The sequence below is a fragment of the Klebsiella sp. Q2 genome (assembly GCF_009900705.1).
In the GTDB taxonomy this organism is placed as follows: Bacteria; Pseudomonadota; Gammaproteobacteria; order Enterobacterales; family Enterobacteriaceae; genus Klebsiella; species Klebsiella quasipneumoniae.
Genome location: NZ_JAAABE010000005.1, coordinates 246,921 through 269,876 on the forward strand (window position 1 = coordinate 246,921; position 22,956 = coordinate 269,876).

Genomic DNA, 22,956 nt, shown 5'->3' on the forward strand with positions numbered 1-22,956 from the left:
CCGCCAGCGTGGTAATAGTGAAAGCTGGTTGTCGAAATCTGGTGGAACCTGATGCCCGAACCCGTCGCCGAACCGGCGCTCACTGGACTGCGCCTCAATCTGCGGATTGTCTCCGTCGTCATTTTTAACTTTGCCAGCTATCTCACCATCGGCTTGCCGCTGGCGGTGCTTCCCGGCTATGTGCATGATGTAATGGGCTTTAGCGCTTTCTGGGCCGGCCTGGTGATTAGTCTGCAATATTTCGCCACGCTGCTCAGCCGCCCGCACGCCGGGCGCTATGCTGACCTGCTGGGGCCCAAAAAGATCGTTGTCTTCGGCCTCTGCGGCTGCTTTTTAAGCGGCCTGAGCTACCTGCTTGCCGCCTGGAGCAGCGGCTGGCCGCTGGTTAGCCTGCTGCTGCTATGCCTCGGGCGGGTCATTCTCGGCATCGGCCAGAGCTTTGCCGGCACCGGCTCGACGCTGTGGGGCGTCGGCGTTGTTGGGTCGCTGCATATCGGGCGGGTGATCTCGTGGAACGGCATTGTGACCTACGGGGCGATGGCGATGGGCGCCCCGCTCGGCGTGCTGTGCTATTCGTACATTGGCCTCAGCGGCCTGGCCGGGGTCATTATGGCGGTTGCGCTGGCGGCTATCCTCTGCGCGCTGCCCCGCGCAGCGGTGAAGGCGGCGAAAGGCAAAGCGATGTCGTTTCGCGCGGTGCTCGGGCGGGTGTGGCCCTACGGCATGGCGCTGGCCCTGGGCTCCGCCGGTTTCGGGGTTATCGCCACCTTTATCACGCTGTTTTATGAGGCCAAAGGCTGGGACGGGGCGGCCTTCGCCCTGACGCTGTTCAGCTGCGCGTTCGTTGGCGCGCGGCTGCTGTTTCCCAATGCCATTAACCGCCTCGGCGGGCTGAACGTGGCGATGCTCTGCTTTAGCGTGGAGATCATCGGCCTGCTGCTGGTCGGCTTTGCCGATACGCCGCTGCTGGCGAAAATCGGCACCTTTCTTACCGGGGCCGGGTTCTCACTGGTCTTTCCGGCGCTGGGCGTGGTGGCGGTGAAAGCGGTGCCGCAGCATAACCAGGGGTCGGCGCTGGCCACCTATACCGTGTTTATGGATTTGTCGTTAGGCGTCACCGGGCCGCTGGCCGGCTTGCTGATGGCGTGGACCGGGATCCCGGTGATATATCTGGCGGCGGCAGGTCTGGTGATGGCGGCGCTGCTGCTGGGCTGGCGGCTAAAAAAACGGCCCCCGGGTGGCGAACCGGAGGCCGTCGCACCAGGCCAGTAATTACTGGATGGTGAGGGTGCTGATGATGCTTTCCGCTTCGGTCTGCGCCTGCTGCTGGTTGTCCGCCGGCAGGGTGACCTGCAGGGTCAGCAGTTTGTCATCCACTTTGCCGAGCAGTACGGAAGACCACGCGGTCTGCCCCTTGGCGGAGATGATGCTGTCCAGTTGCTGCAGGGTGTGACCTTTGATCTCCAGCGACTTATTGCTCACCACCTGCAGCTGCGGGTCGCGGCTACGCTGCTGATCTTCCAGGCGTTTCGCCAGCACCGCCAGGTCTTCATTGGTGCTGTCGCCGACGATGACGATGACTGCTTTCTGGCCGGTGGCGTCAGAATAGACGTGCATGTTGTTCGCCTGAGTACCCAGTTTGCCGCTCTGGTCGGCCATGCCCGCAGGCAGGGTGAAGCTCAGCTTGCCATCCAGCAGGCTGATTGCCTGGCCGCTGGCATTGCTCTCCGCTGCTGCCCCAACGGTTGGCGCTTTTGAATCGCTGTTATCGCAGGCGGCAAGCCCCATCACCAGCAGGCCAATACCGACATATTTAACCAAATTGCGCATTGACATCTTCCTTTCGATAAACGGCCACTAATGGCTCATCCGGCTATCTTAACACATCAGTCCGCGAGTACCTTTAACTCGGCTGCAATGCCGACAAATCAGATTTATCCGCCAGCCTTTTCAACAGCATATTTAACAGCACGCCGTACATCGGCAGGAAGAAAATGATGCTGATAAGCACTTTAAAGCTGTAGTCGACGAGGGCGATTTCCCCCCAGTGAGCGGCCATAAACGGATCCGGGCTGCGCCAGAAGGCGATGAAGAAGAACGCTACGGTATCGCTGATGTTGCCGAACAGCGTCGAGGCGGTGGGGGCCAGCCACCAGTGACGACTCTGCCGCAGGCGGTTGAAGACGTGGACGTCAAGGATCTGCCCCAGCGCATAGGCCATAAAGCTGGCGATGGCGATGCGCGCGACGAAGAGATTAAAGGTGCCCAGCGCGGCGAAGCCCTGCCACTCGCCCATGTAAAACAGGGCGGAGATGGCGTAGGAGATGACCAGCGCCGGGACCATCACCGCAAAAATAATGCGTCGCGCCAGCGGTGCGCCAAAAATTCGCACCGTCAGATCGGTGGCGAGGAAGATAAACGGAAAACTGAACGCGCCCCAGGTGGTATGGAAACCAAAGATGGAGATCGGCAGCTGAACCAGATAGTTGCTGGAGGTAATCACCAGCAGATGAAATAGCGAAAGCCAGACGAGCGCTTTTTTGCGCTGTACGGTAGTAAACGGATTCATATTGTGACCTTTTTATGCCCGTCATGCTTCAGGTAAATGAGCAATCGGCAGCGGAACGTTGGGGTGAGGGAACCCAATTAAAAACGGCTGCATGATACTGCGTTGCCGGCGTAATGCAATGGTTGTTTTTCGCGCAAACGTTAACCTGGCTTGCGTACTGGCGAGCAGGGGGTAAACTAGGGCCGTTTTGTTGACGTGAGACTAAAATGAGCGAACTTTTCTCCACTCCTGACCACACTCTGGATGCCCTGGGACTCCGCTGCCCGGAGCCGGTCATGATGGTGCGTAAAACCGTGCGGACGATGCCGGTGGGCGAGACGCTGCTGATTATTGCTGACGATCCGGCCACCACCCGCGATATCCCGGGATTCTGCCGCTTTATGGAGCATGAGCTGGTGGCCCAGGAAACCGAAGCCCTGCCGTACCGCTACCTGATCCGCAAAAGCCACTGAGCCTCTCCCGGATGGCGGCGCGCAGCGCCTTATCCGGGCTACCCGACGGTCCGGAACCGTAGCCCTGCTAAGCGTAGCGCGAGCAGGGAATACCCCGGATGGCGGCGCGTAGCGCCTTATCCGGGCTACCCGACGGTCTGGAACCGTAGCCCTGCTAAGCGTAGCGCGAGCAGGGAAGCCGGTATCTATGCTACAACTTCTTACGCAATAACCGCAGCGCGTTAGCCGTTACCAGCACGGTGGCGCCGGTATCCGCCAGCACCGCCAGCCACAGACCGGTCAGGCCGAGCAGGGTGGTGACAAGGAAAATCCCCTTCAGCCCTAAGGCAATCGCGATGTTCTGGCGGATATTGGCGTGAGTCGCCCGCGCCAGGGAAATCATCTGCGCCAGGCCGGTCAGACGGTTGTGGGTCAGCGCGGCGTCGGCAGTCTCCAGCGCCACGTCGGTACCGCTGCCCATGGCGATGCCGATGGTCGCCGCTTTCATCGCCGGGGCGTCGTTGATGCCGTCGCCGACCATCGCCAGCGGCGCATCGGCATTCAACGCCATCACCGCTTCGACTTTGTCCGCCGGCAGCAGGCCGGCGCGGAATTTCAGCCCCAGTTCGCTGGCGATGGCCGCCGCGGCGCGCGGGTTATCCCCGGTGAGGATCACCCCCTGCACCCCCAGCTGGTGTAAGGCATCCACTGCCTGACGCGCGTCGTCGCGCAGGGTGTCGCGCAGCGCCAGGATGCCGAGAAGCGTCTCGCCGCGCATGACCAGCACCACCGTTTGCCCGGCGCTCTCCAGCTGCTGGATCTGCGCCTCATGCTCTGCCGGGGCGGCTTTGCTGGCCGCGCAGATTAAAATCCGGCTGCCGTTGACCTCGGCTTCGATACCGGAACCTGCCAGCGCCCGCTGGCCGCTGGCCAGCGGAATGCTCAGCTGGCGCCGCTGCGCTTCGCGGACGATGGCCTGCGCCAACGGATGGCTGGAGCCTTGCTCCACCGCCGCCGCCAGCGCCAGCAGCGCGTTGTCGTCATTCTCAGCCGTGGCGATGACCGAGGTCACCTGCGGCTGCCCGACGGTCAGGGTGCCGGTTTTATCGAACGCCACCTGGCGCACCTGGCCCAGCTGTTCCAGCGCCGCGCCGCCTTTGATCAGCGCCCCGCGTCGGGCGGCGACCGCCAGGCCGGAGGTGATGGCCGCCGGGGTGGAGATGACCAGCGCGCACGGGCAGCCGATCAACAGCAGCGTTAAGCCTTTATAGATCCATGGCAGCCAGGCGCTGGCGAAGAACAGCGGCGGGACAATGGCCACCAACAGGGCCACCACCATAATGGCCGGAGTGTAGATCCGGCTGAAGCGGTCGATAAAACGCTCGATCGGCGCCCGACGTTCCTCCGCCTCTTCAATCAGCTTCAGGATGCGGTCGATGGCGCTGTCGCCCGGTTCGGAGATCACGGTCAGCTGCACCAGGCGGTCGACGCTGGTGGCGCCCGCCGCTACCCGTTCTCCGGCCTGGCGCTCCACCGGCACCGACTCGCCGGTCAGGGCGCTTTCATCAAAGCTGGCAAACGGCGACAGCAGTTGTCCATCCGCCGGCAGACGCCCGCCGGCAGCCACTTCAATCACATCTCCGGGGCGCAGGTCACGCTGGGCGACGGTTTCCCGCACGCCGTTGCGCAGACGGATGGCGGTGTCGGGCTTCAGCGCCATCAGCGCGCTCACGCCCTGCCGCGCGCGGCTGGCGGCCCAGCCTTCGAGACGCTCGCCGATCAGGAACAGTAGCAGGACCATCGCCGCTTCCGCGGTGGCGCCGATAAACAGCGCCCCGATGGCGGCGACGCTCATCAGCGTTTCAATGGCGAACCAGCTCCCGCTTTTGATCAGGCGCAGCGCCTGACGGGCAACCGGCCACAGGCCGACCAGGGTGGTGGCAACAAAGGCTAACTGACCGGCGGGGTGGTTGGCCTGCTCCAGCCCCCAGCTCAGGGCCATCATAATGACCAGCGTCAGCAACGGTAAATTGTCGCGCAGCCGCGAGCCCTGCGTTTTCTCTGACGCGGAGGCATCGGCATCGCGCAGCGTATAGCCTGCCTGACGTACCGCCTGCTCAACCTGAGCGCGAACGTCGCCTTCGGCGTTAACCAATAATTTTTCCGTGGCGAACAGCACCTGAACCTGACTGACGCCGGGCACCTGACGAACCGCCGTTTCCACCTTGCGGGCGCAGGCGGCGCAGTCCATGCCGGCAACCTGCCAGCTGTAGCGGGCGTCGCTAAGCGCTTCGGCGGCTGGTGCGGTCTCTGCGGCGCAGGCGTGGTCTGTGCAGCAGCTCTCCGCCGGGGCGGGCGCTGGCCGCATGGTGAATGACGAGAATTGTGGGACTTTTTTATCCTGCGCGTCTGGAGTCGACATGGCACCCTCCGGTAAATGATAATTTTCTCATTAGCCGTAGGATACACTCTGGAGTCGACTCCAGAGTCAAGGACTAAATTACAGGTACAGCGCGCGCACGATGAGGAAGTGGCCGGCAAAGTAAAACGCGGCGGCAATGGCGTTATCGGCGCGGAAACGGCGACGATAGTGACTTACCAGCCACACGGCATTGCTCAGCAGCAGCAGAGCGGCGCCGGCGAAACCGGACAGCGCGGTGTCGGTAGGGCGGGCAAACCATAGCTCACCGGCCAGCCAGACCATCACCAGCGTCATGCCGATAAAGGTCAGCACCGGCATTTTCATCTCTTCCAGGCGGCTCCAGATCACCGCCATCAGCAGGGCGCCGAATACCAGCAGCACCAGCGGCAGCGGCCAGAAGAACGACAGCGTCAGCTGGCTGGCAAACCAGATGGTATACAGCAGATGCGACAGGAAGAAGGCGCCCACCGCGTACATCACCCGCTGACGCGGCAGCAGGGTGAGGGCGTCGCCGAGCAGCGAGGCGCACAGGCCAGCCAGCACCAGGTAGCTGATGGCATTGAACATCGGCGCCTGCCAGGCCAGCAACAGCAACAGAATCAGGGTGACAGGTTTAAATACCCAGCGTCGCCAGGCCGGCCCGCGATAGGATGCATCGACATAAAGCCATGCGGAGAAACAGACAGCAATAAATGACCAAAGCATAGTAAGTCCCTGTATCTGTTATCATAAAGAAAGTTACGGATGCGTGAAGCTACCACTCAGTGTAGTGGTTTGGCGCAGCAGATGACAATGTTATTCCAGTCGCAGTATGCTGATTCCTGATATTTTTTATGGGTAACCTTAATGAGTAAAATGCCGCTCTTTTTTGTTCTGGTCGTCGCGGTGATTGTGGTGGCGGCTTCGTTTCGCTATGTGCAGCAGCGCCGCGAAAAACTGGCGAACGACGCCGCGCCGGTGTTGCAAAAGCGGGTGATCGTCAGCAATAAGCGGGAAAAAGTGATTAACGATCGGCGTTCGCGCCAGCAGACGGTGACGCCTGCGGGCAGCGAGATGCGCTATGAAGCGAGCTTTCGCCCTGAGAGCGGCGGGCTGGAGGTGGTGTTTCGCCTTGACGCGCCGCAGTATCATGCGCTGAGCGTCGGCGATCGCGGGATGTTGAGTTATAAGGGCACAGCGTTCGTGGCGTTTACGCCCGATCCCTGAGCCCTTGTCAGGACTATTTCTTCAGCGTCGCCTTCAGTTTTTTCTGCCAGGCGACGAGCTCAAACACGCCGAAGATAAAAATGCGGATTTGCTCAAAGCGGCCCAGCGGCGGGGCATCTTTCGGCTGCGTCGCCTTGAGCAGCGTCAGCTGCAGGCCATGCATCAGGATCATAAAAATCAGCGCGACGTTGACGAAGATATTCAGCGGCTTCGGGAAGGGCTGAAACAGATTCAATAACAGAAAGGCCCAGACGCACAGCATCAGCAGGCGGCCTAAATTAATCAGCATGGTTCTCTCCTTGGGCCTCACGTTGGTAAAGACGGTACGCGACCTGTCCGGCCATTTTTTCACGATACAGATGCCAGTTTGCCGGTACCGGCGGTAAACCGTTTTCGACTTCGCTTTCGACGTACACCAGGGCCTCATCGGCCAGCCAGCCCTGCGTTTCCAGCAGGCGCAGCGTCTCCTCCAGCAGCCCCTGACGGAACGGTGGGTCGACGAATACGATCTCATGCGGCGTGCCCGGTTGGCTCAGGAAGCTGAGGGTGTTGGTCGCGATCACCTTGCCGCGATCCGCTTTCAGGGTGGCCAGGTTTTTTTGCAACTGCTGAGCGACGCCGCGCTCCATCTCCAGTAGCGTAGTGCTGGCCGCATAGCGGGACAGCGCCTCAAGCCCCAGCGCGCCGCTGCCGGCAAAGCAGTCGAGGCAGTGCGCGTCAACGATGGACGGCGCCAGCCAGTTAAAAAGGGTTTCGCGAACCCGGTCGGTGGTCGGCCGCAGGCCCGGGCTCTCCGGCACCGGTAATTTACGGCCGCGCCATTGCCCGCCGATGATGCGGATCTGACCGCTGCCCGCGTGGTTTGGTTTTTTCATCTCTCTGCTCAAGTCTCAACTTCCGGCCTGCTATTCTAGCGATCGACGGCGGTTGACGAAACCTTAATCCGGGGGCGGTGCTGCGAGTTAAGTTAAGTGATAGACTATCCAACTAATTTCATCATTTTTTCAGCTTCTGATGAAGCTGCGCCATGAATAAACAGCGAGGAGTGTGGTCGCAAATGGCAAAAGAGAAAAAACGTGGCTTCTTTTCCTGGCTGGGCTTTGGACAGAAAGAACAGGCACAGGAAACCGAGACTGAACAAAAAGTAGAAGAACAACAAGCGGTTGCCGATGAGACACCGGCGGCGGAAACCCCTGCCGAGCCGAGCGCGCCGAAAGCGGACCCGGAGGCGTTTGCCGAAGAGGTCGTCGACGTCACCGAGACGGTGGTCGAAAACGAAAAGGCCCACCTTGCGGAGCCTGCCAGCGCGCAGGAAGAAGAGTGGGTGGAAGCGCCTGCTCTGACCGAAGAAGCGCCTGTTGTTGAACCGGAGCCCGCGGTCAGCGAACCGGTTGAACAGCCTGCGGTGGTTGAGTCGCTGGCGGAAGAGGTTATCGCCGAACCGGTGGCGGCGGAGGTCGTGGCTGAGCAGCCTGTAGAGGATGCTGTTGCCCAGCCGCAGGAGACGGAAGCGCCGGAAGAGGACGCGCCGTTAAGCGATGAAGAGCTGGAAGCGCAGGCGCTGGCGGCCGAGGCGGCAGAAGAGGCGGCGGTGGTGGTGCCGGCGCCAGAAGACGAGGCGCCGGTGGAAGAACTGGCCCAGGAGCAGGAAAAACCGACGAAAGAAGGCTTTTTTGCCCGCCTAAAACGTAGTCTTCTGAAAACAAAAGAAAATCTCGGTTCCGGATTTATCAGCCTGTTCCGCGGTAAGAAGATCGACGACGATCTGTTTGAAGAGCTGGAAGAGCAGCTGCTGATCGCTGATGTCGGGGTGGAGACCACCCGCAAGATCATTACTAACCTCACTGAGGGCGCCAGCCGTAAGCAGCTGCGCGATGCGGAGGCGCTGTACGGCCTGCTGAAAGAAGAGATGGGTGAGATTCTCGCCAAAGTGGATGCGCCGCTGAACGTTGAAGGCAAAACGCCATTTGTTATTCTGATGGTCGGCGTGAACGGGGTGGGGAAAACCACCACCATCGGCAAGCTGGCGCGTCAGTTTGAGCAGCAGGGCAAATCGGTGATGCTGGCGGCGGGGGATACCTTCCGTGCGGCGGCGGTAGAACAGTTGCAGGTCTGGGGGCAGCGTAACAATATCCCGGTGATCGCCCAGCACACCGGCGCCGATTCCGCTTCGGTGATTTTCGACGCCATTCAGGCGGCGAAGGCGCGCCATGTTGATGTGCTGATTGCCGATACCGCTGGGCGTCTGCAGAATAAATCGCACCTGATGGAAGAGCTGAAGAAGATCGTCCGGGTGATGAAAAAGCTGGACGTCGACGCGCCGCATGAGGTGATGTTAACCATCGACGCCAGCACCGGGCAGAATGCGATTAGCCAGGCCAAACTGTTCCATGAGGCGGTAGGTTTGACCGGGATCACCCTGACCAAGCTGGATGGCACCGCCAAAGGCGGCGTGATCTTCTCGGTGGCCGACCAGTTCGGCATTCCGATTCGCTATATTGGCGTCGGCGAGCGTATTGAGGATCTGCGTCCGTTTAATGCGGGCGACTTTATTGAGGCACTTTTTGCCCGAGAGGATTAAGAATGATTCGCTTTGAACAAGTCAGCAAAGCCTATCTCGGTGGGAGACAAGCGCTGCAGGGGGTGAACTTCCACCTGCAGCCGGGCGAGATGGCGTTTCTGACCGGCCACTCCGGCGCAGGGAAAAGTACCCTGCTGAAGCTTATCTGTGGTATCGAACGGCCCAGCGCCGGCAAAATCTTCTTCAGCGGTCATGAAATCAGCCGCCTGAAGAGCCGTGAGGTGCCGTTCCTGCGCCGCCAGATCGGCATGATTTTCCAGGACCACCATTTGCTGATGGATCGCACCGTGTATGACAACGTGGCGATCCCGCTGATTATCGCCGGCGCCAGCGGCGATGACATTCGTCGCCGCGTCTCGGCGGCGCTGGACAAGGTCGGGCTGCTGGACAAAGCGAAGAACTTTCCGATTCAGCTCTCCGGCGGCGAGCAGCAGCGCGTGGGGATCGCTCGCGCGGTGGTCAACAAGCCGGCGGTACTGCTGGCGGATGAACCGACCGGTAATCTCGACGAGGCGCTCTCGGAGGGGATTTTACGTCTGTTTGAAGAGTTTAACCGCGTCGGGGTGACGGTACTGATGGCCACGCACGATCTGGGGCTTATCTCCAGCCGTCCGTACCGCGTGCTGACGCTCAGCGACGGCCATCTGCATGGAGGCATTCGGGGTGAATAAGCGCGACGCAATGAACCAAATCCGCCAGTTCGGCAGCAAGTTCGATCGCCTGCGCAACGCGGCGGGCGGCGGCGGCGGCGGGCGCAATGCGCCAAAACGGCCGAAAGCGGCGCCTAACCCGGCCTCGCGTAAGAGCAACGTGTTCAACGAGCAGGTGCGCTACGCCTGGCACGGCGCGCTCCAGGATTTAAAAAGCACACCGCTGGCCACCTTCCTGACGGTGATGGTTATCGCCATCTCGTTGACCCTGCCAAGCGTCTGCTACATGGTCTACAAAAACGTCAGCAGCGCGGCGTCACAGTACTATCCCTCGCCGCAGATCACCGTGTATCTGGAAAAAACGCTGGATGACGATGCCGCGGCGCGGGTGGTCGGCCAGCTGCAGGCGGAGCAGGGCGTCGACAAGGTGAACTATTTGTCACGTGACGAGGCATTGGGTGAATTCCGTAACTGGTCCGGCTTTGGCGGCGCCCTGGATATGCTGGAAGAGAACCCGCTGCCGGCGGTCGCCATCGTGGTGCCGAAGCTGGATTTCCAGAGCACGGAAGCGCTGAACACCCTGCGCGATCGGGTATCGCGGATCCAGGGGGTCGATGAAGTACGGATGGACGACAGCTGGTTTGCCCGCCTCTCCTCGCTCACCGGGCTGGTGGGCCGCGTGTCGGCGATGATCGGCGTGCTGATGGTGGCGGCGGTGTTCCTGGTGATCGGCAACAGCGTGCGCCTGAGCATCTTCGCCCGCCGCGATACCATTAACGTGCAGAAACTGATCGGCGCCACCGACGGCTTTATCCTGCGTCCGTTCCTCTACGGCGGGGCGATGCTGGGCTTCTCCGGCGCGTTTTTATCGCTGATCCTGTCGGAGATTCTGGTGATGCGCCTCTCGTCGGCAGTGACCGAGGTGGCGAAGGTGTTCGGCACCCAGTTTGAGCTGAGCGGCTTAGGCTTTGACGAGTGTCTGCTGATGCTGATCGTCTGCTCGATGATCGGGTGGGTGGCCGCCTGGCTGGCGACAGTGCAACATTTACGTCACTTTACTCCCGATTAAAAAAAGCGTGATATAATCTTTCCCTGCTGCAATGAGTTCCTGTTCGCAGGGAAAGATACCGCAAGCTTGTTCTCCTTTTCCTGCCCTCACTTTTTCATCGTGGTGTCACATTTTGTGCGTAATTTATTCACACCGTTGCAGGGAACTTGTGGATAAAATCACTGTCTGATACTAATGTGAGTGATATTCTCGTTGCTCATGAATGCTGGCATGCTTGTTGCCTGATGGGGACAAGACCACGTCAGAAGATATCAATTGAGAGGATTTGAATGACCAAAGAAATGCAAACTTTAGCTTTAGCCCCCGTTGGTAACCTGGAATCGTATATCCGGGCCGCTAACACTTGGCCGATGCTGTCGGCTGATGAAGAGCGGGAGCTTGCTGAAAAGCTGCATTACCAGGGCGATCTGGAAGCAGCGAAAAAGCTGATTCTGTCTCACCTGCGCTTTGTTGTTCACATTGCTCGTAACTACTCGGGCTATGGCCTGCCGCAGGCGGATCTGATCCAGGAAGGCAATATCGGCCTGATGAAAGCCGTGCGTCGCTTCAACCCGGAAGTGGGTGTGCGCCTGGTCTCCTTCGCCGTGCACTGGATTAAAGCCGAAATTCACGAATACGTGCTGCGCAACTGGCGTATCGTGAAGGTCGCTACCACCAAAGCACAGCGTAAGCTGTTCTTTAACCTGCGTAAAACCAAACAGCGTCTGGGTTGGTTCAACCAGGATGAAGTGGAAATGGTGGCCCGTGAGCTGGGCGTGTCGAGCAAAGACGTCCGCGAGATGGAATCCCGCATGGCGGCCCAGGACATGACGTTCGACATGTCGTCGGACGATGAATCCGACAGCCAGCCGATGGCGCCGGTCCTGTATCTGCAGGACAAAACGTCAAACTTTGCCGATGGCATCGAAGACGATAACTGGGAAGAGCAGGCGGCGAATAAGCTGACTGACGCGATGCAGGGCCTGGACGAGCGTAGCCAGGATATCATCCGCGCCCGCTGGCTGGACGAAGACAACAAGTCCACGCTGCAGGAGCTGGCTGACCGCTACGGCGTCTCCGCAGAGCGCGTGCGTCAGCTGGAAAAGAACGCCATGAAAAAACTGCGTGCAGCGATCGAAGCCTGATACGCCACGCCTGCCTGATACCTGATATCAGGCTCCCCGATAACGCCCCGCCTCAGGTTGGGGCGTTTTGTTTTTCTGCGTCCTCCCGGAGCAGGAGCATCTGCGGGCAGTGCGTCTGCAGGCAGCCGAGTAAGACGCTGAACGCCGACGCCATCTGCTCCTCGGGCTGGCTGGCAAATCCCATCAATAATCCTTTCTTACGCGCCGCCGTCAGGTAGTAGCGCGAGAGCGGCCGCACCAGAATGTGGCGCGCATTGGCCTCGCGGGCGATCGCCACATCGTCAGCCTCTTCCGGTAAATTGAGGATCAAATGCAGCCCGGCATTATCGCTGAAGTCCGACAGGGCGTCGGGCATACAGTGCCGCTGAATCAGCTCGGTTAAAAAGGCGCGGCGACGGCTGTAGAGCAGGCGCATGCGGCGGATATGGGCCGAGTAGTGACCAGCGGTAATAAACTCCGCCAGCGCCATCTGGATCAGCGAATGGCCGCCGCGGTAAAGCTCGGCGTGGGCGTGCTTCAGATCGCTGACCAGCGGACGGGGGATCACCACATAGCCCAGACGCAGGCCGGGATAGAGCGTTTTACTGAAGGTGCCGATATAGACCACCGGCGCGTCGGCCACCAGCCCCTGCAGGGCGGGGATGGGCTGGCCGGAAAAGCGAAACTCGCTGTCATAATCATCTTCGACGATCCAGCTCCCCTGCTGGCGGGCGAGCGCCAGCAGCCGCTGACGACGTTCAAGGCTCATCACTGCGCCCAGCGGATACTGGTGAGAGGGGGTGACAAAGATGAGCCGCGGCGCATCGTCAACCGTTTCCGGCGGACACAGGCCGTTGGCATCGACGGTCAGGGGCTCCGCCCGGACGTCGTTCATCGCCAGCAGGTGGCGAATGCCCCAGTAGGAAGGCTCCTCCACCCACGCCAGATCGCCGCTGTCGCACAGCATGCGGGTGACCAGATCGATAGCCTGGTGGATCCCCTCGGTGATAAGAATTTGATCTGCCTGACAGTGGACGCCGCGCGATACCCGCAGATAATCCACCAGCGCCTGCTGCAGCTCCGGGGTACCGCCGTTGCAGCTGTAGCTGAGCCGCTCGGGCTTTGGCCGACGGCTGATGCGCGCCTGGATCTTGCTGAACAGCGGATGGGGAAAGGCGTTAACGTCCGGTACGCCGGGAATAAACGCTCCCCACTGGCGCGGGCTGGCGCTGACCTGGCCGAGCAGGTGCTGGCCGCGGCGTGAAAGATGCGCCGTCGATGTCGCGATGCTGCTGTTTTCCCGCTCACCCTTAGCGGTCAAGGAACTTTCAGAGGCGGTTTGGGCAACGAATGTTCCGCTTCCCCGACGGGAAACCACATATCCTTCCGCCAGTAATTGTTCATAAGTTGTTAATATGGTGTTTCTTGATACGCCGAGTTCTCCCGCCAGGTCCCGCGACGGCGGCAGGCGGCTTTGCGGCGCCAGCGAACCGTCAAGGATCGCGCGGCGAAGCGCGTTGTATAAGCGTTTGTGCAGAAGAGGGTCGCGCTCTTCCTGCAGACGGACCAGCACCAGGTCACCCACCAGCGAACGCAATTGGATCCCTCAGATATTCAAAATTGGTACTCGATTATAGGGCCAACTCCTGTGTAAATAAACGACATCGTTTCTAATTTGTTGCGATAACGTGACATACACGACAGGAGATTCGCAGGTGAAAAGCTCAGAACTGAATCAACGTCGCCAGCAGGCGACGCCGCGCGGCGTAGGCGTAATGTGTAACTACTTTGTCGAGAAGGCGGAGAACGCCACGCTGTGGGATATCGAAGGCAATGAGGTGATCGATTTCGCCGCCGGTATCGCCGTGTTAAATACCGGTCACCGTCATCCGAAGGTGGTTGCCGCGGTCGCTGACCAGCTGCAGGCGTTCACCCACACCGCCTATCAGATTGTGCCGTACGAAAGCTATGTCACGCTGGCTGAACGTATCAACGATCTGGCGCCGATTGACGGGCCGGCAAAAACGGCCTTCTTCACCACCGGCGCGGAAGCGGTCGAGAACGCGGTGAAAATTGCCCGCGCTTACACCGGTCGTCCGGGGCTGATAACTTTCGGCGGCGGTTTCCACGGCCGTACCTTTATGACCATGGCCCTCACCGGTAAGGTCGCACCCTACAAAATCGGCTTCGGGCCGTTCCCGGGCTCGGTGTATCACGGTGTCTACCCGAATGCGGCGCATGGCGTGACCACAGCGGATGCGCTGAAAAGCCTGGAGCGCATTTTCAAAGCGGATATTGCGCCGGATCAGGTCGCGGCCATCATCCTCGAGCCGATCCAGGGGGAAGGCGGCTTTAACGTCGCGCCGGCCGATTTCATGCAGGCGCTGCGCGACCTGTGCGATACCCACGGCATTCTGCTGATCGCCGATGAAGTGCAGACCGGTTTCGCTCGTACCGGCAAGCTGTTCGCCATGCAGCATTATGATGTGAAACCGGATCTGATGACGATGGCGAAAAGCCTCGCCGGCGGTTTCCCGCTGTCGGGCGTCGTTGGTCGCGCCGAGGTAATGGATGCCCCAGCGCCAGGCGGACTGGGCGGGACCTATGCCGGTAACCCGCTGGCGGTGGCCGCGGCGCACGCGGTGCTGGATGTGATTGCCGAAGAGCAGCTGTGCCAGCGCGCTGAGCAGCTGGGTAGCCATCTGCAGGAAGTGCTCAACCAGGCGCGCGCCACCTGTCCGGCGATTGTCGATGTCCGCGGCCGGGGGTCGATGGTGGCAGTGGAGTTTAACGATCCGCAAACTGGCGAGCCGTCGCCGGAGTTCACCCGCCAGGTGCAACAGAAAGCGCAGGAGAACGGCCTGCTGCTGCTGAGCTGCGGCGTCTACGGCAACGTGATCCGCTTCCTCTATCCGCTGACGATTCCGGACGCCCAGTTCTCGAAAGCGCTGGATATTCTGGCGCGCGTACTGAAGAGCTAACGTCTCCCCGGCGGGCTGCGGCGGCAGGGAAGCCGAACAGAAACAGGACGCCGCAGCCGGCTGTTTATGCTCAGCGTGAGTGGTTTATCACCCTGATATCACCTTTTTTCCGGCGGTGAAAACCGCCGGAGTAAAACGGAAAGTATTATGTCTGAAAACTCCACCTTTTCTCCCGTCCTCACCGGCCGGGAACGTACGGCTGTCCCTGCAAAATCTCTGAGCTTCGTCGAAGGGGTATCGATGATTGTCGGTACCAATATTGGCGCGGGTGTCCTCTCTATCGCCTATGCGTCAAGCAAAGCGGGCTTTTTACCACTGCTGTTCTGGCTGGTGCTGGTGGGTAGTCTGACCACGGTGACCATGCTCTATGTCGCGGAATCCACGCTCCGCACGCGTAAACATCTGCAGCTCAGCGGATTATCAAAGCGCTACGTCGGCGGCTTCGGCGCGCTAATGATGTTCCTCTCCGTCTGCGTCAACAGCGTCGGGGCATTGACGGCTTATATGACCGGCAGCGGCAAGCTGCTGCACTCGCTGTTTGGCATCTCGCCGGCGCTGGGCAGCGTGCTGTTTTTCGTCCCGGCGGCAGGGGTGCTCTATCTGGGGCTGAAGGCGATCGGCCGCGGCGAGAAATTTATCAGCATCGGCATGGTGGTGATGATCTCGGTGCTGGTGATTGCCACGCTGCTGAAAGAGACCACCCGCGTGGGCTATCTGCTCGACGGCAACTGGCTGTATATGGTTCCGGTCTTCAACGTCGTGGCGTTCTGCTTCTCGGCACAGTATATCGTCCCGGAAATGGCGCGGGGCTTCGCCGACAAACCGGAAAAATTGCCTAAAGCCATTATGGTCGGCATGGCGCTGACCTTTACCCTGCTGGCGCTGGTGCCGCTGTCGGTGATCTCGCTTAACGGCCTGGAGAATATTTCGGATGTGGCCACCATCTCCTGGGGCAGGGCGCTTGGCGAATGGGCCTTCTTCTCCGCCAACCTGTTTGCGCTGTGCGCGATGTTGACCTCCTACTGGGGACTGGGCGGCAGCTTCCTGACCAATATCTTCGATCAGTTCCGCCTGGGGAATGACGAACAGCCCGCCCGTCGCCTGATGGTGCTGCTGGTGGTGGCGATCCCGCCGTTCGCGCTGGCCTACAGCGGCATGGTCTCCTTCGTCAACGCGCTCTATTTTGCCGGGGTGTTCAGCGGCGTTATTTTATCGATTATGCCGATCCTGATGCTCAAGGGCGCCCGCCAGCGTGGCGACCTGACGCCGGGCTGGACCTGTCCGGCCTGGATGACCCATCCGCTTATCCAATGCTTCATTGTGTTGTTGTATCTTTGCAGCGCCGTCTACGCGATAGCGTCCGCGGTAGGCTACCTGCCCGCTGGCTGGTAATTAGGGCCTGTTTTGCACCGCGTCCGGTTCATGCTGGCGCGGTTTTTTTATTTGTCACTTATCTGTTACATAGCCCGCAATTTAGTCGTTTCAAATTCCTCAGAATGACGGTATGTTTAGCATAGTGTGCTGCAAAAGCGCGAGTAGCCCCCGGTAGATTAGCTATCATATGCTTTTCCTATCGATATAAACAAAATAATGCGCTAACAAACAACATCACAACAAATGCAAAAACCATAATAATGGGGAGCCTCAGGATGAATATGAAGGGTAAAGCGTTACTGGCAGGATGTATTGCCTTAGTTATGAGCAGCGCGGCGCTGGCGGAAGATATCAAAATCGCGGTAGTCGGGGCGATGTCCGGCCCGGTGGCCCAGTACGGCGATCAGGAATTTACCGGCGCCGAGCAGGCGGTAGCGGATATCAATGCTAAGGGCGGCATTAAGGGCAATAAGCTGCAGATCGTAAAATATGATGACGCTTGCGACCCGAAACAGGCGGTAGCGGTCGCCAACAAAGTGGTCAACGACGGGATCAAATACGTTATCGGCCACCTGTGCTCCTCTTCCACTCAGCCGGCGTCTGATATCTATGAAGACGAAGGCATTCTGATGATCACCCCGGCAGCAACCGCGCCGGAGCTGACCGCGCGCGGCTATAAGCTGATCCTGCGCACCACCGGACTGGACTCCGACCAGGGACCAACCGCGGCGAAATACATTCTCGACAAAGTGAAGCCGCAGCGTATCGCAGTGGTGCATGACAAACAGCAGTACGGCGAAGGTTTGGCCCGTGCGGTGCAGGATGGCCTGAAAAAAGGCGGGGCGAACGTGGTCTTCTTCGACGGGATCACCGCCGGTGAGAAAGACTTCTCCACGCTGGTAGCGCGCCTGAAGAAAGAGAATATCGACTTCGTCTATTATGGCGGCTATCACCCGGAAATGGGCCAGATCCTGCGTCAGGCCCGCGCTGCCGGTCTGAAAACCCAGTTTATGGGCCCGGAAGGCGTAGCGAACGTCTCCCTGTCTAACATCGCCGGCGAGTCGGCGGAAGGTTTGCTGGTGACCAAGCCGAAGAACTACGACCAGGTGCCGGCGAACAAACCGATCGTGGATGCGATCAAGGCGAAGAAACAGGATCCGAGCGGCGCCTTCGTGTGGACCACCTACGCGGCGCTGCAGTCGCTGCAGGCAGGCCTGAATCAGTCTGACGATCCGGCAGAAATCGCTAAATACCTGAAAGGCGCGACGGTAGACACCGTGATGGGCCCGCTGTCGTGGGATCAGAAAGGCGACCTGAAAGGGTTCGAGTTCGGGGTCTTTACCTGGCATGCTAATGGTACGGCGACCGACGCCAAATAATTTAACCGGCGCCTTTCACGCTGCAAATGCGTTGTCTGCGGCCCTCAACCCCGGTCACTTACTGATGTAAGCTCCCGGGGATTTCGGGTCTTGACGCCTTTTTGCAACGCGAAATGCTGGGTTAAATGGGTGGGGGCCTTTCACACTGCAAATGCGTTGTCTGCGGCCCTCAACCCCGGTCACTTACTGATGTAAGCTCCCGGGGATGTCGGGTCTTGACGCCTTTTTGCCACGCGAAATGCTGGGTTAAATGGGTGGGGCGCCTTTCACGCCCCAGATGTGTTGGCCGGATAAATGCTATCCGGCCTTCTCTTACCAGCCACCGCCGCCACCACCACCGGAACCGCCGCCTGACGATCCGCCACCGGAAGAGCCGGAACCGCTATAGCCCGACCCTGACGAGTCACCCTCTGAACGCTGCACCGGCTTCTCGCCGGCGGCGGAATGACAGCTCTGGTAGAAATGATGCATATCCTGCCAGTCTGCCTGCGCTAACACTTCCGACATCGCGCCGGTGCTGCTTAAATATCGGGAAAAAGTGTTCGCCAGGGTCTTTCCTACGCCGAGCGCCAGAGCGACCGGCAGCAGGCTTTCAAAGTGAGCGACCATCTGGTCAGGTGGATAAAGTGTCTGATAACGCTTCTCTTCGGCGGTTTTAATATACAGCTTCAAGCCCTTGGCGACGGCCAGATCGTTTAACCCCTTCTGCGTATAGCGAGGTGTTTTCCAGGCGACGAACGCGCACAGTGCGATGGCGGTTAACAAGGCGCCAGGATAGCCGGCAGGAAGTTGGGTGAGGGGTAGCATGCCAAGCAGGAAAACACCGCCCGCCACGGTGGCGAAAGGGCTAAATACCAGCGCCATCAGGATCATCACTGGTCCCAAACTACGCAGGGTTTTCATCGGATTGCGTAAAAACCTCAGGCACAAATACGTCATCACCCCGCCGACCGATACAAACAGCAGACAGGGAACGGTGAGCGCCGCCGCCGCCGGGCTAAATCCGATGCCGCAAACGATCGGGATCAGCAGAGCAATATAAATACAATGACGCAGCGGTTTACCCCATGTCCGGCACAGCTGCGATTTCTGCTCTTCACAACATTTTTCCAGCCATCTGCGCGCGTTTTGCATCAACGTTTGATGCGGCGTACTGAGATTGATGTTCTTACGTTTAGCGCTGAAAAGCAGGCTCATCAACTGCTTTTCATTGGGGTTCAGCGGCTTATGTTTTTCGTCTGGCTGACGGGAAAGCCACTGCTCATCAACAGGGGATGAAGACCACGCGCCTTTGGTTTGGCTTTTTTTACTCGTTAATCTGATTGCTCGTTTGGCAACCAGTCCCAGCAAATCGCTACTGAATGCCACATCATCATACTTACGTTGCGTAATAAAGCGCAGATAGCCTGGCGACATCGCGGCGGGCAGCGAAAATAGCGGCGTCACCGGCGGCATTTTTAACCCCGCCGCGATGACGTTTTTGCGCCACCACAGCCAGTAGTAGCCAACAAGCAGTAGCAGGGGAAGCCAGATAATACTGGTGGCCAGCGTCGGCACCAGTAAATGGACCAACGGCCAGACCGCTTCGGGCGCGGCGGCGCCTGCCAGAATATCTCGAGGCCAGGTATAGACCACGGTTAGCCCTTCGCCGGTGGCAAGGGGGCGGGAAGTTTGTATGCTGCCATCAGGCAGGATGATCGCATGGTGGTCTTTCGCCCCCTGACGACCAGTGTAAACATCAATGGTGCGCAACCTTGCATCTCTGCCATCCGCATTCAGCTGCCCGGCGGCGTCAGGCAGTACAAGCTGGAAACGGGCTTTCCCGATTGGCCAGCTCCAGTCGTTGCCCGTCACGTTCCAGTACAGCTCATCCCAGTCATGGAAGCGGCTGAAATGGTTGCTAACCTGATAGCGAATTTCATAGTTATAAATACCTGGCTTCAGGGTGCGATCGGCGCTGCCAATGCGCACGGTCAGCGCTTTTGTCGTGCGATCGAGGCTGTAGGGTTCAGGGAGTCCATTGCGTGAGACCGATTTGATGACGTAATCAACGCTAAAAATTTTGCCGTCCTGCCGGTGCCAGGAGAGAGGTAGCGTGCGGAAAATGCCTCGACGAATCTCCTTTCCGAGGGACAGCACGGTGATATTTTCCCGCATCTCCATGCTGCCGTTTGGCTGAAAACGCGCCAGGGAATCGAAAAAGAGAATATGTTCATACGCGGGAACCCGGCGGACATTGGCCGGGAGTGGCGACGCCTCGGTGATAGCGTTATCGTCGCTGACGGCTAAGCCAGAGATGCTCAACAGCAGCAGCAACAGGCCAATACTGCGCAGTATCCGCATGGACCAGGTGGACATAGGTCACTCCATCCGCGGCAATTTGGCTTCTTCAGGGGACTCCAGTTCAAAGAACAGTTCCGCCCTGAAGCTAAACAGGCGGGCCAGCAGCAGGCTGGGGAAAGACTCCACCAGAATATTAAACTCACGGACCGTGGCGTTGAAGTAACGGCGGGCCATTTGCAGCTGTTCTTCTATTTCGCCAAGGGATTGCTGCAGCGAGAGGAAATTTTCGCTGGCTTTGAGTTCCGGATAGGCTTCCGCCAGGGCGAAGATACGACTCAACGTTCCGGCATATTGCTGCTCGCTGTCGGCCACCTGTCGGGGATTGCCGATCAGGACGCTGCGCTGGCGGCCGATCTCTTCCAGCAGCTCTTTTTCGTGCTGCGCATAGCGTTTGACCAGACTGAACAGATTGGGCGCCAGATCGTGACGGCGCTTGAGCTGGACGGCAATGCCACTCCAGGCTTCATCTTTGAAACGGCGTAGAGAGATAAAACGGTTATAGGTGAAGATCGCCCAGATAAGGATCACGGCGACAATAGCCAGCCCGATATACATTTCCATATGTTTATTCCATGTTGACTGCTGATGATCGCGTTGCGCTGAATACTTTCTGCGCAATTTTACGCGTCAGCGAATCTTACCGCACGTGAAACGCCAGGAGAAACTGTGCTTGCAGATTAAATTCTGAAATATCACGCGAGCCTTTGTCCTGGCGGATATCTGACAGGACAATCCGCAGTTTCACGTTCGGGGCACCATGGCATTATCGTCGCAGTATGAAATAAACAAGCCCAGCCGTTCACCCGCGGCTGGGCTTTATTCCGTTGCCGGGAGGCAACAAACAAGCGCTGTGTTACCTGACGAACGCTTTTCTTAATGCTTTTCCCAACCGGTCTGCTGGGCGCTAAAGCCGAGCGCCTGCATAAAGGCCGCCATCACGCCGCGGTCCTCCACCCCTTGGTCGGCGACGCGCCAGCTTTTGATGGCCGGGTTATCACGCAACGTCTCTTCCACTAAATATTGCCCGACGCCGCGGCGGCGGGTCACTTCACGCACGCACAGATCGCTGAGCTCACCTTCAACGCCGCGCAGGGTAACGCGCACGGCGCCCAGCAGGCGCTCGTTAAAGCGGGCGGCGTAGAGACGATGGTTTTCATCAAGGGTCAGCGTCGACAGATCCTGCGACGGCCAGATTTTTCCCAGATCAATGCGATCCTGATCGCTGAAGTGCTGTAAACGGATAATGGTCAGTTTCATGGGCGGCAAGTCCAGTGCAAAACAGAGGCGCCAGTGTACCCAAAATTGCTGTCTGGCGGAGCGCTGTTTTTTGCGCATACATCAGGGGATTCGTTTTCCTGGCGTTGTTGGGGTAGCGCAATCCGTCATGGATCGAAAAATAAGCAGAATTTTAACCTAATGTGCAGCGTTTTATTCCGCCTTATGTATCGTTATTTTATGCTGCCGCATGGACTTTTTTTTGTTTATCTTCAGCAAAATACAGAATATTATCTTTGCTTAATCGACTGAAAAATAGAGATTTTAATCTGTTTTTTAGTGAAAAGCTGCGCTAAACCATTAAACTCAATGGTAAAAATGGCGTTGTTTAATAAAAGCACAGAATGCTTTTTAACCATAAAAATACAAAACATTTACACCACATCACGAACGGGGTTCTGCAGCATGAAAAGGAACGCGAAAACCATCGTCGCGGGCATTGTCGCATTAGCGATGTCGCACGCGGCGATGGCCAAGGATATTAAGGTCGCCGTGGTCGGCGCGATGTCGGGCCCAGTGGCCCAGTGGGGCGACATGGAGTTCAATGGCGCGCGTCAGGCGATTAAAGACATCAACGCCAGCGGCGGCATTAAGGGCGACAAGCTGGTGGCCGTCGAATACGACGACGCCTGCGATCCGAAGCAAGCGGTCGCGGTAGCCAACAAAATCGTCAACGACGGTATTCAGTACGTTATCGGCCACCTGTGCTCCTCTTCCACCCAGCCGGCTTCCGATATCTATGAGGATGAAGGCATCCTGATGATCTCCCCGGGAGCGACCAACCCGGAGCTGACCCAGCGCGGCTATCAGTACATCATGCGTACCGCCGGCCTCGACTCCTCGCAGGGGCCGACCGCGGCGAAATATATCGTCGAGAAAGTGAAACCGCAGCGTATCGCCATCATTCATGACAAGCAGCAGTACGGCGAAGGGCTGGCGCGTTCGGTGCAGGACAACCTGAAAAAAGCCGGCGCCAACATCGTCTTCTTTGACGGCATCACCGCGGGGGAAAAAGATTTCTCCGCCCTGCTGGCGCGCCTGAAGAAAGAGAACATCGACTTCGTCTACTACGGCGGCTACTACCCGGAAATGGGCCAGATGCTGCGCCAGGCGCGCTCCGTCGGGCTGAAAACCGTGTTTATGGGGCCGGAAGGGGTCGGCAACGCCTCGCTGTCCAATATCGCGGGCGCCGCGGCGGAAGGGATGCTGGTGACAATGCCAAAACGCTACGATCAGGACCCTGCCAACAGCACCATCGTCAACGCGCTGAAAGCGGAGAAGAAAGATCCGAGCGGGCCGTATGTCTGGATCACTTACGCCGCGGTTCAGTCGCTGGCGCAGGCGATGGACAGAACCGGCAGCCAGCAGCCGCTGGATTTAATCAAAGATTTGAAAGCGCACGGGGCGAAAACCGTGATTGGGCCGCTGACCTGGGATGAAAAAGGCGATCTGAAGGGATTTGAGTTTGGTGTCTTCCAGTGGCACGCCGACGGCTCTTCGAGCGCGGCGAAATAAGCGCTGAAGATGAGTTATCCCTCCGCCCGCGAACCGCGGGCGGTTTGAAAAAGGTTAC

Annotated in this window: 21 protein-coding genes; 11 read left to right on the plus strand and 10 right to left on the minus strand. The window is 58.9% G+C overall.

The window, feature by feature from the left end; all coding sequences use genetic code 11:
- The first annotated feature begins 51 nt into the window (after nt 1-51).
- Nucleotides 52-1,272 carry an MFS transporter gene (locus tag GT756_RS20035; RefSeq protein WP_160125025.1) on the plus strand — a complete coding sequence of 407 codons (1,221 nt, stop codon included), beginning with the start codon at nt 52-54 and terminating at the stop codon, nt 1,270-1,272.
- On the opposite strand, the gene GT756_RS20040 is transcribed toward GT756_RS20035, so the two are convergent.
- The gene (locus GT756_RS20040) at nt 1,273-1,830 is read right to left on the minus strand and encodes a DcrB family lipoprotein (RefSeq protein WP_017899984.1); all 558 of its coding nucleotides are present in this window, start codon (nt 1,828-1,830) and stop codon (nt 1,273-1,275) included. It lies immediately after the preceding gene.
- Nucleotides 1,831-1,903: 73 nt separating this feature from the next.
- Nucleotides 1,904-2,569 (minus strand): 7-cyano-7-deazaguanine/7-aminomethyl-7-deazaguanine transporter, encoded by a 666-nt coding sequence (locus GT756_RS20045; protein ID WP_004202088.1) that lies wholly within the window; start codon nt 2,567-2,569, stop codon nt 1,904-1,906.
- A 206-nt stretch (nt 2,570-2,775) separates the two neighbouring features.
- Here GT756_RS20045 and tusA point away from each other — a divergent pair, with 206 nt between their 5' ends.
- Nucleotides 2,776-3,021: a sulfurtransferase TusA gene (tusA, locus tag GT756_RS20050; RefSeq protein WP_002920858.1), complete on the plus strand. Its 246-nt coding sequence runs from the start codon at nt 2,776-2,778 to the stop codon at nt 3,019-3,021.
- Nucleotides 3,022-3,211: 190 nt separating this feature from the next.
- Here tusA and zntA read toward each other — a convergent pair whose 3' ends face one another.
- Both zntA and GT756_RS20060 read right to left on the minus strand, forming a co-directional pair.
- A complete protein-coding gene (gene zntA / locus GT756_RS20055; RefSeq protein WP_160125026.1) occupies nt 3,212-5,422 on the minus strand; it encodes a Zn(II)/Cd(II)/Pb(II) translocating P-type ATPase ZntA in 2,211 nt (736 codons plus the stop codon).
- Nucleotides 5,423-5,500: 78 nt separating this feature from the next.
- Entirely contained in the window at nt 5,501-6,127 is a 627-nt protein-coding gene (locus GT756_RS20060) for a lysoplasmalogenase (protein ID WP_004202090.1), read from the minus strand.
- A gap of 150 nt (nt 6,128-6,277) precedes the next feature.
- Between GT756_RS20060 and GT756_RS20065 the strand changes: the two genes are divergently transcribed.
- Nucleotides 6,278-6,628 (plus strand): DUF2500 domain-containing protein, encoded by a 351-nt coding sequence (locus GT756_RS20065; protein WP_025999214.1) that lies wholly within the window; start codon nt 6,278-6,280, stop codon nt 6,626-6,628.
- A 13-nt stretch (nt 6,629-6,641) separates the two neighbouring features.
- On the opposite strand, the gene GT756_RS20070 is transcribed toward GT756_RS20065, so the two are convergent.
- Together GT756_RS20070 and rsmD are read right to left on the minus strand one after the other, a co-directional pair.
- Nucleotides 6,642-6,917 carry a DUF1145 family protein gene (locus tag GT756_RS20070; protein ID WP_004202092.1) on the minus strand — a complete coding sequence of 92 codons (276 nt, stop codon included), beginning with the start codon at nt 6,915-6,917 and terminating at the stop codon, nt 6,642-6,644.
- A complete protein-coding gene (gene rsmD, locus GT756_RS20075) occupies nt 6,907-7,503 on the minus strand; it encodes a 16S rRNA (guanine(966)-N(2))-methyltransferase (RefSeq protein ID WP_048295682.1) in 597 nt (198 codons plus the stop codon). Before rsmD ends, GT756_RS20070 begins: the two co-directional genes overlap by 11 nt.
- 182 nt (nt 7,504-7,685) lie before the next feature.
- Between rsmD and ftsY the strand changes: the two genes are divergently transcribed.
- From ftsY to rpoH, 4 genes are all read left to right on the plus strand, one after another.
- Nucleotides 7,686-9,209, plus strand: a complete 1,524-nt coding sequence (gene ftsY, locus GT756_RS20080) for a signal recognition particle-docking protein FtsY (protein ID WP_048325936.1) — start codon at nt 7,686-7,688, stop codon at nt 9,207-9,209.
- A gap of 2 nt (nt 9,210-9,211) precedes the next feature.
- Nucleotides 9,212-9,880 (plus strand): cell division ATP-binding protein FtsE, encoded by a 669-nt coding sequence (gene ftsE, locus GT756_RS20085; RefSeq protein ID WP_004202097.1) that lies wholly within the window; start codon nt 9,212-9,214, stop codon nt 9,878-9,880.
- Nucleotides 9,873-10,928 carry a permease-like cell division protein FtsX gene (gene ftsX, locus GT756_RS20090; protein WP_002920816.1) on the plus strand — a complete coding sequence of 352 codons (1,056 nt, stop codon included), beginning with the start codon at nt 9,873-9,875 and terminating at the stop codon, nt 10,926-10,928. The genes ftsE and ftsX overlap by 8 nt, the downstream gene beginning before the upstream one ends.
- Before the next feature lie 269 nt (nt 10,929-11,197).
- Nucleotides 11,198-12,052, plus strand: a complete 855-nt coding sequence (gene rpoH, locus GT756_RS20095; protein ID WP_002920815.1) for an RNA polymerase sigma factor RpoH — start codon at nt 11,198-11,200, stop codon at nt 12,050-12,052.
- Between the two features lie 52 nt (nt 12,053-12,104).
- Here rpoH and GT756_RS20100 read toward each other — a convergent pair whose 3' ends face one another.
- The gene (locus GT756_RS20100) at nt 12,105-13,628 is read right to left on the minus strand and encodes a PLP-dependent aminotransferase family protein (RefSeq protein WP_049002848.1); all 1,524 of its coding nucleotides are present in this window, start codon (nt 13,626-13,628) and stop codon (nt 12,105-12,107) included.
- A gap of 118 nt (nt 13,629-13,746) precedes the next feature.
- On the opposite strand from GT756_RS20100, the gene GT756_RS20105 reads away from it, so the two are divergent.
- From GT756_RS20105 to livJ, 3 genes are all read left to right on the plus strand, one after another.
- Nucleotides 13,747-15,012, plus strand: a complete 1,266-nt coding sequence (locus tag GT756_RS20105) for a 4-aminobutyrate--2-oxoglutarate transaminase (RefSeq protein WP_004202103.1) — start codon at nt 13,747-13,749, stop codon at nt 15,010-15,012.
- A gap of 147 nt (nt 15,013-15,159) precedes the next feature.
- The gene (locus tag GT756_RS20110) at nt 15,160-16,404 is read left to right on the plus strand and encodes an aromatic amino acid transport family protein (RefSeq protein WP_017899980.1); all 1,245 of its coding nucleotides are present in this window, start codon (nt 15,160-15,162) and stop codon (nt 16,402-16,404) included.
- A gap of 257 nt (nt 16,405-16,661) precedes the next feature.
- Nucleotides 16,662-17,765 (plus strand): branched chain amino acid ABC transporter substrate-binding protein LivJ, encoded by a 1,104-nt coding sequence (gene livJ / locus GT756_RS20115; RefSeq protein ID WP_002920812.1) that lies wholly within the window; start codon nt 16,662-16,664, stop codon nt 17,763-17,765.
- A gap of 312 nt (nt 17,766-18,077) precedes the next feature.
- Here the strand turns inward: livJ and GT756_RS20120 are convergent, their stop codons facing one another.
- The 3 genes from GT756_RS20120 to panM all read right to left on the minus strand — a co-directional run bounded on the left by GT756_RS20120 (nt 18,078) and on the right by panM (nt 21,365).
- A complete protein-coding gene (locus GT756_RS20120; RefSeq protein WP_043522569.1) occupies nt 18,078-20,123 on the minus strand; it encodes a DUF2207 domain-containing protein in 2,046 nt (681 codons plus the stop codon).
- 3 nt (nt 20,124-20,126) lie between these two features.
- On the minus strand, nt 20,127-20,669 hold the full coding sequence (locus GT756_RS20125; RefSeq protein WP_043522571.1) for a LemA family protein: 543 nt from the start codon (nt 20,667-20,669) through the stop codon (nt 20,127-20,129).
- 312 nt (nt 20,670-20,981) lie between these two features.
- Nucleotides 20,982-21,365, minus strand: coding sequence for an aspartate 1-decarboxylase autocleavage activator PanM (gene panM / locus GT756_RS20130; protein ID WP_048295678.1), 384 nt, complete (start codon nt 21,363-21,365; stop codon nt 20,982-20,984).
- A 423-nt stretch (nt 21,366-21,788) separates the two neighbouring features.
- Between panM and livK the strand changes: the two genes are divergently transcribed.
- Nucleotides 21,789-22,898: a high-affinity branched-chain amino acid ABC transporter substrate-binding protein LivK gene (livK, locus tag GT756_RS20140; RefSeq protein ID WP_032456690.1), complete on the plus strand. Its 1,110-nt coding sequence runs from the start codon at nt 21,789-21,791 to the stop codon at nt 22,896-22,898.
- The last annotated feature ends 58 nt before the right edge of the window (nt 22,899-22,956 follow it).